Source organism: Tenacibaculum sp. 190524A02b, assembly GCF_964036645.1.
Taxonomy (GTDB): domain Bacteria; phylum Bacteroidota; class Bacteroidia; order Flavobacteriales; family Flavobacteriaceae; genus Polaribacter; species Polaribacter vairaonense.
On record NZ_OZ038525.1, the window covers coordinates 2,541,459 to 2,556,015 of the forward strand.

The 14,557-nt window shown below is 29.6% G+C and carries 11 protein-coding genes; 6 read left to right on the forward strand and 5 right to left on the reverse strand.

Going from position 1 to position 14,557, the window contains the following annotated elements:
- The first annotated feature begins 38 nt into the window (after nucleotides 1-38).
- From ABNT65_RS10350 to ABNT65_RS10365, 4 genes are all read left to right on the forward strand, one after another.
- Nucleotides 39-1,028 carry a M20/M25/M40 family metallo-hydrolase gene (locus ABNT65_RS10350; protein WP_348745798.1) on the forward strand — a complete coding sequence of 330 codons (990 nt, stop codon included), beginning with the start codon at nucleotides 39-41 and terminating at the stop codon, nucleotides 1,026-1,028.
- A 238-nt stretch (nucleotides 1,029-1,266) separates the two neighbouring features.
- Nucleotides 1,267-2,751: a S8 family peptidase gene (locus tag ABNT65_RS10355; protein ID WP_348737905.1), complete on the forward strand. Its 1,485-nt coding sequence runs from the start codon at nucleotides 1,267-1,269 to the stop codon at nucleotides 2,749-2,751.
- 105 nt (nucleotides 2,752-2,856) lie between these two features.
- Nucleotides 2,857-3,378, forward strand: a complete 522-nt coding sequence (locus ABNT65_RS10360) for a DUF4136 domain-containing protein (RefSeq protein ID WP_348704152.1) — start codon at nucleotides 2,857-2,859, stop codon at nucleotides 3,376-3,378.
- A 2-nt stretch (nucleotides 3,379-3,380) separates the two neighbouring features.
- The gene (locus ABNT65_RS10365; protein WP_348745799.1) at nucleotides 3,381-3,728 is read left to right on the forward strand and encodes a TfoX/Sxy family protein; all 348 of its coding nucleotides are present in this window, start codon (nucleotides 3,381-3,383) and stop codon (nucleotides 3,726-3,728) included.
- A gap of 38 nt (nucleotides 3,729-3,766) precedes the next feature.
- Here ABNT65_RS10365 and ABNT65_RS10370 read toward each other — a convergent pair whose 3' ends face one another.
- The 5 genes from ABNT65_RS10370 to ABNT65_RS10390 all read right to left on the reverse strand — a co-directional run bounded on the left by ABNT65_RS10370 (nucleotide 3,767) and on the right by ABNT65_RS10390 (nucleotide 12,801).
- Entirely contained in the window at nucleotides 3,767-5,608 is a 1,842-nt protein-coding gene (locus ABNT65_RS10370) for a DUF349 domain-containing protein (protein ID WP_348745800.1), read from the reverse strand.
- 89 nt (nucleotides 5,609-5,697) lie between these two features.
- Nucleotides 5,698-6,456: a shikimate dehydrogenase gene (gene aroE / locus ABNT65_RS10375; RefSeq protein WP_348704149.1), complete on the reverse strand. Its 759-nt coding sequence runs from the start codon at nucleotides 6,454-6,456 to the stop codon at nucleotides 5,698-5,700.
- Nucleotides 6,437-7,444: a DUF368 domain-containing protein gene (locus tag ABNT65_RS10380; protein ID WP_348704148.1), complete on the reverse strand. Its 1,008-nt coding sequence runs from the start codon at nucleotides 7,442-7,444 to the stop codon at nucleotides 6,437-6,439. Before ABNT65_RS10380 ends, aroE begins: the two co-directional genes overlap by 20 nt.
- Nucleotides 7,445-7,479: 35 nt before the next feature.
- Nucleotides 7,480-8,403: a DUF368 domain-containing protein gene (locus ABNT65_RS10385; RefSeq protein WP_348745801.1), complete on the reverse strand. Its 924-nt coding sequence runs from the start codon at nucleotides 8,401-8,403 to the stop codon at nucleotides 7,480-7,482.
- A 6-nt stretch (nucleotides 8,404-8,409) separates the two neighbouring features.
- A complete protein-coding gene (locus ABNT65_RS10390) occupies nucleotides 8,410-12,801 on the reverse strand; it encodes a translocation/assembly module TamB domain-containing protein (protein WP_348745802.1) in 4,392 nt (1,463 codons plus the stop codon).
- A 233-nt stretch (nucleotides 12,802-13,034) separates the two neighbouring features.
- On the opposite strand from ABNT65_RS10390, the gene tsaD reads away from it, so the two are divergent.
- On the forward strand, nucleotides 13,035-14,063 hold the full coding sequence (gene tsaD / locus ABNT65_RS10395) for a tRNA (adenosine(37)-N6)-threonylcarbamoyltransferase complex transferase subunit TsaD (protein ID WP_348737899.1): 1,029 nt from the start codon (nucleotides 13,035-13,037) through the stop codon (nucleotides 14,061-14,063).
- Nucleotides 14,064-14,081: 18 nt separating this feature from the next.
- Entirely contained in the window at nucleotides 14,082-14,543 is a 462-nt protein-coding gene (locus tag ABNT65_RS10400; protein WP_348745803.1) for a VOC family protein, read from the forward strand.
- Nucleotides 14,544-14,557 lie beyond the last annotated feature (14 nt).

Below are 14,557 nucleotides of genomic sequence, written 5' to 3' on the forward strand. Positions count from 1 at the left end.
TTAAATTAGCTATCTTTAGACTTTAAAATCAATTTAACATGAATCCAAAAACAGCTTCTTTGCTTGCAATTTTTGTTCTACTTTTTTCTTGTAAGCAAGCTAAAAATGTAAACGAAAAAACTACGAAAAAAATTGTTACCATACCTAAAAAGGAAATTAATATTTCTATTGACTCTTTAACTGTAAAAAAACATTTATACACGCTAGCTTCTGATGATATGGAGGGAAGGAAAGCTGGAAGTAAAGGAATAGAAAAAGCTGCTCAATATATTGAGAGCGAATTCAAAAGAATAGGTTTAACAACATTTGAAAACTTAAAAGAATATCGTCAAAACTTTGAACACAACCAATTAAAAATGTTCAACCTAATAGGCGTATTAGAAGGGAAAAGTAAAAAAGATGAATATGTGGTAGTATCTGCTCATTATGATCACCTTGGAATGAAAAAAGATGGGGAAGGTGATCGTATTTTTAACGGAGCTGACGATGATGCGTCTGGGGTTGCCGCTGTATTAAGCCTGGCAGAGTATTACGCTAAAAAAGGTACAGAAAGAACTATTTTATTTATTGCTTTTACAGCTGAAGAAATGGGTTTAATTGGCTCTACGTTTTTTGGCAAAAAAGTAAATCCGGCTAAGTTTATTGCTGGAATTAATATAGAAATGATAGGTAAACAATCTAGTTATGGTCCCAAAACAGCATGGTTAACTGGATTTGAAAGATCAAATTTTGGTAAAATAATTCAAAAGAATTTAAAAGGAACTAATTATAAATTATATCCTGACCCTTTTCCTAAATACAAACTTTTTTTTAGGTCTGATAATGCTTCTCTTGCTAAACTTGGTATTCCTGCTCATACATTTTCAACTGGACCTATAGATGTTGATGTTCATTACCATAAAGTATCTGATGAAGCTGAAACTCTTAATATTTCTAATATTACTGAAACAGTTAAAGCTATTGCTTTAGGTACAGAAAGTATTATTAATGGAAAAGATACACCATCTAGAGTAATAATTGATAAATAGATAATTTATTTCTTTATTATTTATAAAATCATTAAAATACGGTTAAAATAGTTTTAACCGTATTTTTTTATCCAAACTAAAAAACTTATAACAAACTATAAATCAAACCAAAAGAAAAACCCACCAAAAAAAACACCTAACAATTTGATAAAACAAAAGGGTGTTTTTTAAAAAACATATATTATTTATACTGCATTTTTAATATATTCGCTACAAATAATACTAACCCTTCATTATAATGAGAAAAAAACTATTAAGTTTAGGAATCATTGTTACAATGTTTTCCTGTACTAACAACGAGCCCTTACAAGAAGTAACTACACAAGAACAAAAAGAAGTTCTAACCAAAACTGAAATCAACAACCTTATAAAAGAATCTATACAGAATAACGGTGATTTTTATTGGAATGATCAAAACCCTCACACTATTTGGAGTGCTTTAAAACATGGAAATAATATATTAACCATTGGTTATGGAAACTCAAAAGATGATTTTGCAAGAAGTAACAAATCAGTATCTATAAAAAATTCTCTTTTAGAACTAGTTAATAAATTAGAAAAAAAATCCACAAAAGGTACCCATGAACTTTATTCAGATGAAGAACTGAATATTATTGACCTAAAAATAGAAAACAAAGAGACTGTTTCTGCTTTATTAAAGCATCCAAGAGTAAGGTATATAGAGCCTAGTGACTATTCTTTTGTTGAAACTGGACAAAATACTCAAGCACGTAGTTCATCTGGATGTGGATATAGACAACATGTATTAAACGGTAATGATTATAGAACTGTTACTCCAGGCGCCAGAGTTCCATGGGCTTTTGATGCTCACAATATTTCACAAGCATGGAGCCACAGTACAGGTACTGGTATCACCATTGCCGTTATTGACTCTGGTTTATCACCAGATCAAAAATGGATGAATCAATACTTTAATGATGGTTTTTCTTCTGGTAGAACCGTTCAAAAGTATGGTAATTTTGTAGACTCTATTTGGCCTTGGTCTGATGACTATGATGGTGTTGATGATAAATGTGGACACGGAACTAATATGGCTGCCATTGCAACTGCTCCAAGAAATAATGATAATCTACCTGTTGGTGTAGCTTATAATTCTAATTTAGTATCCTATAGATCTGTTGAAGATGTTGTTATAAATGGTTATCATGAAGAAAAAGGTGTCGCTAAAGCATTAAAAGCATTAGCCAATAGAAGTGATGTAAAAATCATTTCTATGTCACTAGGTTCACCTTTTACTATAAACAGAGTGAAAGATGCCATCAAATATACTTACGGTAAAGGTAAAATGATTTTAGCTGCTGGTGGTACTTCTACTAGTTTTACTACATGGTTTGGTGTTATTTTCCCAGCTAGTATGAATGAAACAGTTGCTGTTACTGGAGTAAAAGAAGGTAAATATGAAACCTGTGATGTTTGCCATTCAGGTTCTAAAATTGATTTCACCTTACAAATGGAAAGAACTAATGGTACTAGCAACAAAATACCTGCTTTAAGCTATTATAACGGTAAAGCTAATTATGTAGGTGGATCATCTGCTGCAACTGCTGCAACAGCAGGTATAGCTGCTTTAGTTTGGGCCAAACACCCAAGTTGGTCTAGAGAACAAGTATTACAAAAAATGAGAGAGTCAGCAGATTTCTACCCAAATAAACATTCTGAATTTGGTTATGGAAATATTGATGCCTTGAAAGCTGTTCAATAATTCAAATAGTTAACACTTTTTCAAAACCTCGAAAATTTTTCGAGGTTTTCTGTTTTTACAGAGTATAATAGGTATAGTTTTTGATATCAACACGTAAACTTTATCATGAAAAAAATAGCACTTTTCTTAATTTTAATTATCACAGCTGGTTGCTCCTCTTCAAGAGTTACTTATGATTATGACAATAAAACTAATTTTTCTAAACAACAAACGTTTGGTTTTTTTGATGATGTAGGTGAAGGCTTAAATGAATTTGATATAAAAAGGATTCGTACAGTAATTGCTGACGAACTTAGATTAAAAGGTATGGGACTTTCTGAAAACCCAGATTTTTATATAAACTTTTTTTCAAAACAAACTGAAGATGTTAATAGAAGTACTATTGGAGTTGGAATTGGTGGTGGCGGAAATGTTGGTTTTGGAATATCTGGAGGAATACCTATAGATAATAGAAGAATTATACAAACACTAACCATAGATTTTGTAAAAGCTAATACGGATGACTTATTTTGGCAAGGAATATCTGAGCATAGAATAAATGAACAAACTACTCCATATAAAAGATTAAACTATTATCGTTCCGTTATAAACAAAATATTTTCTAACTACCCTCCCAATAAACATTAACCATGGCTTACGACTTATTTTTATCAGAACGAATCTCTAACTTTTTTAAGAGTAAGAATGTATCTTTTATAGAAAAGAAAATGTTTGGTGGTTTATGTTTTATGGTTGATAATAAAATGTGTGTTGGTATTCTTAAAAATGAAGTAATGGCTCGTATTGATCCTGACATCTATGAAATATCATTAACTAAAAAAGGATGTAATAAAATGGATTTTACAGGCCGTTCTGCTAAAGGTTTTGTTTTCTTATCTGATGAAGCTATTGATCTTGATGAAGATCTTTATTATTGGCTCCAGTTAGCTTTAGATTTTAATCCTAAAGCCAAGGCCAGTAAGAAAAAAAAGAGTTAACTTTAAAGTTAACTCTTTTTTTTCTTACTTACTCTCATTTAATAATCTAATCTTTTTAGATAATCTAGCTTCATTTGCCAGATGTCTAATTCATCTTTAAATCCTTGAATTCCTTTACGAACACTTTTAACTAATGGATTATCTTCTGTAGCGTTAGATATAAAACTTAAATTATTTTCTAATTGTTGCATTTCACGAACATTTTCATCTATTTTTCTTCTAATGAATAACTGTTCACTATCTAACTTTCTGAAATCCTCTTGAGCTAAATAACCATCAACAACATTTTTAAACTTCATCATTTCAATATCAGCTCTTCCCATATTTAGTTTATTCAAATGAGCATCAATTGCTTTGTTAAATTTTTCATTTAAATGGCGTGCATTTCTTGGCAGAGCTCCTAATTGTTTCCACTTAGTTATAGCTTCTTGAACATCTTCAAGTGTTAAACCTTCTTTAGCTTTTATAGCCTCTATGAATTCCTTTTTACCTTCAACAACCGCTAGCTGCTCTTTATTCAACTCATTTTTATGAGCATGTAACCTATCAAAATAATGATTACAAGCATCTTTAAAACGTTTCCATATTTCATCTGAATATTTTCTTGGCACATGTCCAATTTTTTTCCAATCAGATTGAATACGTTTCATCGTATTAGTAGTTGCTTCCCAATCATCACTTTCTTTTAAGCTCTCAGCAACCTCTACTAACTCCATCTTCTTTTTTAAGTTATCACTCTGAACGCTTTTTTCTTGCTTGTAAAACAGATTTTTAGCAGAATTAAACTTCTTTGTAGCCGCTTTAAATTGTTGCCATATAGCTTCACTCTTATTGTACGGAAGCTTACCTACATCAAAATATTTTTTTCGTAAAGCTTCAATGTCTACAATACTTTTTTGCCAATCATTATGTGTTTTGTTATTGGAAGTATCATACGCATTAATTTCTGCTACAACTTTAAGTTTTTCGTCAATCATATCTTGATACTTTGACTTTAGCTCTTTAAAATGTTGATGGCGCTTATCGTGAATTTTTTTTGTTGCTTCACTAAATCGTTTCCAAACGTCTTCTCTATATTCTTTACCTACAGGTCCTATTTCTTCTTTCCATAAACGGTGAAGCTCTTGCAGTTCTTTAAAAGCTTGATTTATATCTTCAACATTATTTAAAGCTTCTGCTCTTTCTATTAAACGTAATTTTTCTTCTAAATTATGCTTAAAGTCTAACTCTCTAAAATCTTTATTTAAATGTAGAAGGTCATAAAAACGTTCTACATGATGATGATAGGTACGCCAAGTATCATTATACTTAGTTTTAGGAACTGCTCCTATTGCCTTCCATCTATTTTGAAGTTCTTGAAAATCGTTATACATCGTCTTCATATCCGCGCTTTCTATTAAAGACTTCAATTCTTCAATAATGTTATTGCGTTTTTCAAGATTGTCTTTTAATTGCTTTTCTAATTGAGAGTAATAAACATCTCTTTTCTTTTTATACTCTCCAAGTAATTTATTGTATTCTGTTTTTACAGGGCTAGAAAACTGAAAATCTATAGAGTTACCTCCTTCGGCCAAAAATGCTTCTTTTTTATCTGCTAATAGCTTCCCAAACTTTCCATTAAATGAAACTTTTATAGCATCTACGTTATTTTTTAACTGTTGAGCAGGATATTTCTTTAATAATTTACTTAATTCATCAACCAACTTTTGTAAATCCATTGCATCGTAATCAAGCATAGGGATTTCATTTTTCTCTTCTGCTTTTTCTGCATCTTGAGCTAACTCTTTCTCTACATCATTTACCGCCTTATCAGTATCATTTGCAGTTACAATTTCTTCTTTGGTTGATTGTTCTAAATTTTCTTGATTGTTTTCTAACATATCTACAATGTTTAAGTTCCTTGTTATTTAGATGTTAAAGATAAACATAATTACATAAAACCAAACTTTATTTTTAATGAACATTTGATTTATTTATGCCAAATTTTCCACGCTTTTTCTGCTTGTTGTTCTAACATTTCTAATCCATTTTTAATAACAGCTCCTTTTTCTTTTCCATGCTTAAGAAAAGTTGTTTCTGACGGATTATATATTAAATCGTACAACAAATGTTTATTGGTAATGAATTCATAAGGAATATCTGGGCAATCTTCTACATTTGGATGTGTACCTAACGGTGTACAATTAATTATTAATAAGTTAGCTATCATTAATTGCTCTGTCACTTCTTGATATGTTATTGTTTTTACTTCTTTAGCTTGTCTGGAAACAAATAAAAAGTCTATTCCTAACTCATCTAAAACAAATGCTACAGCTTTTGATGCACCGCCAGTACCTAAAATAAGCGCTTTTTTATGATACTCTTTCAGCAATGGTTTTAATGACTGTTTAAAACCATAAGCGTCCGTGTTATATCCTTTTAGTTTTCCATTACTTGTTATTTTAATTGTATTTACAGCTCCTATTGCTTTTGCTTGTTCATCTACTTCATCTAAATATTCAAAAATCTCTAACTTGTAAGGTATCGTTACATTCATTCCTTTTAATTCACTAAAATGTGCTTTTAGTTTTGCTGGAAACTCCTGAATACTCTGAAAATCAAAATTTACATACTCACAATTATCCAAACCAAGTTTTTCAAATTTCTCCGTAAAGTATCCTCTTGAGAAAGAGTACGATATATTTTTACCTATTAGAGAGAATAGTTGTTTATTTTCGTTTTTTTCCATAAAAATCTATAATTAAAATCATGATAATACCTAGTGTAATAAACCCAATAGTTAACCATGTATCTGACAAAGCTAAATCTGGTAAATATCGCTCATAATTTTCTACTATTTTATTTCCTTTTTTATCCAGCAAATATGCTGAATTGTTCATTTTATATATAGTTCTTTTCCAAGGCCAAACAATTCCTAAAGAACCTGTAATGAACCCTATAATAATAGCAGATACAATTTGGTGCCATCGTTTTAAGACATATCCTAACACATGTGATATTGAAACTAAACCAAAAGCCGACCCTAGTGTAAAAACACCTATTATTTTAAGATACCTAACTTTAATCTCATCTTTTAGCACATTAAAATCACCAGAAAAAAGTCTAGTTATTACGCTTCCTAAAACGTTCACGCTATCTACCAAAAGTAATACGTAGTTTCCTAGTAAAATAAGTATAAAAGATCCTGATAGACCAGGCAATGTCATTCCTGAAACCCCTATAATTCCGCATACAAAAACAAACCATAAATTGTCGTTTTCTTTGGCTGGTGTCATAAAACTTATCGACAACCCTATTCCAACTCCTATAAGTAATGATATTATATTTTTCCACTTCCAATCTCCAAAATCTTTTGAGATGTAATAAATAGAACCTATAATCATCCCAAAAAACCATGCCCAAACATATAGTTCATAGTTTTTTAAGAAGTAATCTAACACTAAAGAAATACTAAAATAGCTAAACATGCTTCCTAGCATTACCAATGCTAAAAATTGGATATTTACATATTGTCCAAAACTTTTAAAACGTCCATTAAACAGTAGTTTAAAAGCTTTCCCATTAATTCTTTGGAAAGTAAATATTAATTCTTCATAAAACCCCATTACAAAAGCTACCATTCCACCAGAAACCCCAGGCACTTTATTAGCGCCTCCCATAGCTAAACCTTTTAAAAAAAGAGTAACTTTTTCTACAAATGTTCGATCTTTATACATTGGTTTTATTTACAGAACTACGAAGTTACATATTTCTATTGCTTTTTAACTGCTAATTTTTCTAAGAGTAGTATTAAACTAAATCCTATTATTGCCAGTACAATCGCATATAATAACTGAGCATTACCTTCATAAACAAAAGGGGAAATAGATCTTTCATTAAAGGGTACTTGTTCTCCATGAGAATTGGTCCTGTATGTGATCACCTCTTTCCATGGCCATATTTTATTTAATGAACCTATTATAAAACCTGTTAAAGCTGCTAATGTGTAGTTTTTATAATTGTTAAATAACCACTTTAATATTCTTGAAAAAGAAAGCAATCCTACAATGGTTCCAACACCTACAGTTGCTATAGTTGTCATATCCCTATTATTCACCGCTGTTAGTATTGGTTTATAAGCTCCTAAAAGTACTAAAATAAAAGACCCTGAAATTCCTGGTAAAATCATAGCGCAAATTGCCAACGCTCCTGCTAAAAACAAAAATAATGGTGACGAACTTTCTGTTACCATTGGGTTTAGTGTAGTTATATAATAGGCCAATACAGTTCCTAAAATGATTAGCATTACAGATAAAAGGTTCCATTTTGTTATTTGTTTTGCTATATATATTACACTTGCTAAAACTAATCCGAAGAAAAATGACCAGAGCAATATAGGGTGATTATCTAACAACCAAGCTATAGCTTTGGCTAAAGATAGTACACTAATAAAAATTCCTATAAATAATGAAGCTAAAAAATTACCATTAAGTTGTTTCCATGCTTTTTTAAAACCTTCTTTTCTTAATGTTTTTAATAACTTTAAGTTAATATTACTAATTGAAGTTAACAACTCTTCATAAATTCCAGAAATAAAAGCAATAGTTCCTCCTGAAACTCCTGGCACTACATCTGCTGCTCCCATAGCAATTCCTTTTAATCCAATTACCACGTAATCTTTAATTGATCTACTCATGTAAGTTTAGTTATTTGTTTTTTTCTTTCTTTTTGTTTTAAAATGAATTATTTTCTTTTCTTCTTTTTTTAAGGTGTCTTTTTTAGCTTTTTGCTCTTTCTTTTTTAGTCCTAGTTTCTTTTTTAAATCTGATAAATTATTAAAATTCACCTGATAAGACAAACCTACACCTTGGGTATACCCCTCATCATCAACTGAATACTGAACATCATTTTGTCTATTAAACACCGTTCCTCTAAAGTTCCCTTCTTCATTAAGCAATACTTCTACTTTTACTTCACCTACAACATTAGTTTGAGTATTTCCTCCTACAGGAACTCCTACTTTCCCATTCACTAATACCCTATCACTTAACTGTGTACTAACTGACACGTCTACTTGATCATCCGTATTTAAATTATTAACTTCTCCTCTATCAGCTTGTGTATATCCTACTCCAACTTTAATTTTATTCCCTTCACTATTTAACATATTTGAAAGGATACTTGAAGCTATTTCTGATGCTGTTCCTGTTAGACCTGAACTAGCACTATTACCAATGGTTTCTTCGTTATAAAATGTTCCAAATGCTAATAAAAATGAGAAGTGCTGCATTTTTGTATTTAAATCATTCTCATTTAACACAAACTCTAATTCCGAGCTTACTGTGGAATTAGCATTAGGTATTTTAATATCAAAATCTTGTTTTGAATTAAATAAACCTCCCGTTATTTTGGTGTACAAATCTATGGGTATTTTTCTATTAGAAGCTATATTATCTAACACTTGTGCTGGATTTGCTTTTGTTCTATAAACAGCGGTTATATCTAACTCAGCATTATACGGACTACCATTCCATGAAATTGTTCCGCCTTTTTGTACTTTAAAAGGTTTATTTATACCGGCATATTTAAAGTTATAAAACCCGTTATCAACAGTAAAATCACCAAACATATTAAATTTACCTCGGGTATCAATATCAATAAATAAGTTACCAGTTCCACTTCCTTGCAATTCACTTCCAGAAACTTTATCTATTACCACTTGTGCTATAGCATCTTTGGTTACTGCTAAATTTATCTTTAAATCTAGTCCTTTAATATCATCTATGGCAATATTTCCCTCTTTTTTCACCTCATCTTTTCTTCTAAAATGAATTAACTTATAATTATCAATCATTTTAACATCACTTAAAGGAATTACAAACTTAGTACCAGGCTGTGTACTTCCATTAACATCAATATCTAAATTACTTGTTAACCCTGTTATTTCAGCAGAGCCTTTTAAAAATCCAGTCCCATAATATTGAATATCTTCTTGTTCTTTTGTATCTAGAATTAATAAATTTTCTGTATTAATATCAAGATCCATAAACCACAATTTAAAGTTTTGGTGTGCTATATAGCCTGATAAACTACCTCTAGTTTTATATTTTGTATCTTCTAAAATTACATTATTCAACTTAAATTGTTGTCCCTCTAACTCTACTGATGTATTTCCTTTTAAATCAAAATCTACGTTTAAATAAGGAAATCCTAAACCAGTCTCTTCAAAATTTAAAACACCATTAAAATTTGGATTACCTAGTGGGCCCTTAGCCGTAAAATCACCTGATACTTTTCCTCTTAATTTAGATAAAACTTCTTCTCCTAAAGGACTAAATGCTGCTATTTCATATTCTTTTAATGATACATTTAAATCTAAAGTAGGTCTTTTTCCACTTAAATTAACATCTCCTTTAGCAGAAATACTCTTTGCTTTTTCATTATCTAAAGACATAGTTACTTGATAATTTTCATAAGAGTTTTTCCCTGTAAGATTTAATGCTAAATCTCCTTGTTCAAAATCATTAATTTTAAAATCTTCTATTAATAAATTAGCTTTAGGCTCTACTTTATTTTCTTCTTGTTTAAAATTAACAAAACCGTTTACTTTTCCATTTAACTTTAAACTATCAATAGTAGGCAAAAAACTTTCTAATTTAACTTTTGTAAACTTAGCTTGAAGGTCACGATAATTTTTCCCTTTTAAACTCCCAGATAGATCAATTTTCTGTTCATTTGAAGCAAAAACAAACGGGCTAATTACAAAGTCATTTTCTTTTAAATTAAATGTTACTTTATTTTTTTTATTATTCTTAGGATTTATTACCCAATCAAATCCTTTGTAATTTAGAATTGATTTTTGAACTCCTACTACAGATTTTTTAGATTCATCTATTGTATAATAAAAATCTAGATTGAAGTTTTCTGCATAATTTTTCCCTCCCTTAAAAACAGACTTAAAAAACAAAGTATCTTTATGTGTTCTATTTAAAAGGTTTAGCTTTTCTATATTATAATATTTAGTGTTAACTTTTTTTGCTGTTAAATGTGTATTATATAATGGATTTTTATTATCCATACGCAATACCAAGCCATCAATTAAGTTATCATATAAATTTATATTGGGTGATGTAAAGGTTAATTTTAATGAATTTTTATCTGAGTTAATTTTACCTTTTATGTGTGTGTTTTTTCCTATTGCTATTTGTGGGAAAAACACATCTACAATTTGGTTATAAATTGTAAAATCAAACTCTAAAAACTGGCTAGGTGTTACTTCATGAGGTTCATAATTTGTATATACGCTACCTAAAGCATTTTGGGTTATTGGTAATAATTCTTTAAATAAAAATTTACCTCGTAATTTTCCCTTTACAATATCTTCAGAATTTACTTCAATGGTTTTAACGCTATCTTTTACTGAAGAATTTATAATAAACTTTCTAAATGTATATTCTTGTTTTTGATTTTTATATTTAAAGTTATTAAAAGTAGCTTTTCCAACGATATCATCAAATGTATTTCCAGAAATATCCAGTTTTACCCTTCCTTTTAATGTTGCTAAACTATCTCTAACAAATAAGTTAGTCTTCTTTAAATCTATATAATCGATATCTGCTTCAAAATTAAAATTATGTACTAGTGATGAAAAATCTGCAAGTCCTTCAAACTTCATTTTAAAATTCTCATCTTCTGCGCTTAAAAAACCATCAAACTTTTTATTTTGAAACTGTCCGTTAACATTTAAGTCTTTATATTCATATTCTTTAAACTCTAAACTACTGACTTTTCCAATGATAGTAGTATTGATATTATCAATATTAAAACCACTTCCATTTACATCTGCTCTCAAAGAAATTTTACCCAATAATGGATCATTAGCAAACACACCTATATCAAAATCTTTAAATTCAATTTCTCCAACATAAGCTGCTTCATCTATATTATCTATGTTTGTCAATTGTAAATCAGAAATAGTAGTTCCTATTTCAGAGTCAACATTTAATGTTGCCTCCATTTGTTCAGGGGTAATTTTAACCAAACCTGACATTGTAAAGTTTCCTAACTTATGAAATTCGCTTGGTAATGTTTTTCCTAATAGATTTGGTAATACACTTTTTAATTGATAATAATTAGCTGTTACATCTTTTAAATCAGCATCAAAAACAAAACCTCTATCCGTTTTTATAGCATTTACAAACCCTAAATCTCCAACAATACGCATTCCTCGTTTAGAGCGTAGCCTTACATTAGTAGCACTAAAATTATTTAAGACACCATCAATATTCCCCGTAAAATACATTACATCACTCCCTCTAAACTCTTTATAAAGTTTACTTAAGTCTTTTACTGATAAAGCACTTTTTTTAAATTTTGCTTTAATATTAACTTTATCATTAAAATCAATAAAATCTTTTCTCTTGTATTTAAATTTAATATCTGCTTTTAACTCCGATTTATTATCTGTTTTTAATGTTGTGTTTTCAAAAAGCATGTATTTTTTTGTGTATACAAAATCTGTAGATAAATTGGTTACATTGACACCTCTATTCTCCGTAAAATACATGTCTTTAATCTTTATAGAAACATCAGGTCCAACAATAGAAAAGTTGTGTAAATTTGCACCTGCCTTGTTTGCAGAAAACTGAAGCTCATCTTTTTTATTTGCATCAATGAGTTTAAAAGTTAAATCTCTTAATTTAATTTTTTCACTTCTTAAAATAAAAGGCTTGGATAAACTATCTTTTGGTTTCCCATCATCAAAACTTTCAATAAAAACAGCCATGTTATCATTATCCTCTCCTTTATAAGTTTTCATATAGAAATGGACACCACTTAATGAAGCTTCTTCAAGGTCTACTTTATTTTCAATTACTTTTTTAGCATTAAGTAGAGAGGTACTTAGTTTTTTCACAAAAATTAAGGTATCTTGATGATGGTCTCTAATCTCTATTTCTTTTAATTTTACACTACCCAACCATGATAAATCTAATTTCTTTACAACTATATTGGTTCCAAAACTTTTGTTTACATAATCGGTAGCATAACCGGCTAGCTTACTTTGAACAAAAGGTGTAGATAATAAAAGTATCAACAATATCAAAAATAGCACTATGTACTTTAAAGCTTTAAATACTATTTTTCTTACTGTTTTTATGGTCTTAAATTTAATGTAATATCGTTAATTTATAATCAACTCAAAAATTAATAATTGGCATAACAAAAGTAACTAGCTAACCCCAAAAATCCTGCCTTATTATAAAGAAAATTAGATTTTAACTAAATTCTAACGCATTATCAATATTTTTGCTGTTTAAACCTTTTATTTTGAGTTCAGAAAACATTTACATTTTAGGAATTGAAAGTTCTTGTGATGACACAAGTGCCGCTGTTATTTATAATGGAAAAGTTTTAAGTAATATTGTTGCTAATCAAGAAGTGCATGCTAAGTACGGTGGTGTAGTTCCAGAATTGGCTTCTCGCGCCCACCAACAAAACATAGTTCCTGTTGTACAGCAAGCTATTGAACAAGCTGGGATTTCTAAAGAAGATTTGAGTGCTATTTCTTTTACTCGTGGTCCAGGGTTAATGGGGTCTTTATTAGTAGGAACTTCTTTTGCTAAATCATTAGCTTTGGGTTTAGACATTCCTTTAATTGATGTAAATCATATGCAAGCGCATATCTTAGCTCATTTTATTGATGAAAAAAATAGTAAAAAGCCTCCTTTTCCTTTTATATGTTTAACCATCAGTGGTGGGCATACTCAAATTGTAAAAATTACCGACCATTTTGATATGGAAGTTTTAGGTGAAACTATTGATGATGCTGTTGGTGAAGCTTTTGATAAATCTGCAAAAATACTTGGGCTTCCTTATCCTGGAGGTCCGTTAGTTGATAAATATGCTCAATTAGGAAACCCAAAAGCCTTTAAATTTACCAAACCTAGAGTTGGCGAACTAGAGTTTAGTTTTAGTGGTTTAAAAACTGGTATTTTATATTTTGTTCAAAAAAACGTTAAAGAAAACCCTAATTTTATTCAGGAAAATCTTAACGACATTTGTGCCTCTATTCAATATACTATTATTGAAATTTTAATGGATAAACTTAAAAATGCTGTAAAACAAACAGGTATTAAACACATTGCAATAGCTGGTGGAGTTTCTGCTAACTCTGAAATTAGAAAGCGTTTAGAAATGGCTCAAAAACACTGGGGATGGAGTACCTATATCCCTAAATTCGAATACACAACTGATAATGCAGCTATGATTGCCATTACAGGGTATTTAAAATACTTAAACAAGACATATTCAGATGTTTCCGTAACTGCTCAGGCTAGATTAAAAGTAACGGAATAAATTTAAAAACATATTTATATGTTAAACCGTATACACCATACTGCTATTATCTGTTCTAATTATACTATTTCTAAACATTTTTATACTGAAATTTTAGGTTTAGAAATTATTAAAGAGCATTACAGAGTTGATAGAGATTCTTATAAACTGGATTTAGGTTTAAATGGAAATTACATTATAGAACTTTTTTCTTTTCCTGATCCTCCAAAACGCTTATCTTTTCCTGAATCTTGTGGTTTAAGACATTTAGCTTTTGAGGTTGACAACATTGAAACTATTATTGATAAACTTAAAAGTGAAAACCTGTCTATACAACCTATTAGTTTAGCTTTTGAGGTTGACAACATTGAAACTATTATTGATAAACTTAAAAGTGAAAACCTGTCTATACAACCTATTAGAATAGATGAATATACAGGTAAAAAATTCACTTTCTTTTTTGATCCTGATGACTTACCTATTGAGCTTTATGAAAAATAAGTTCTTATCTATTT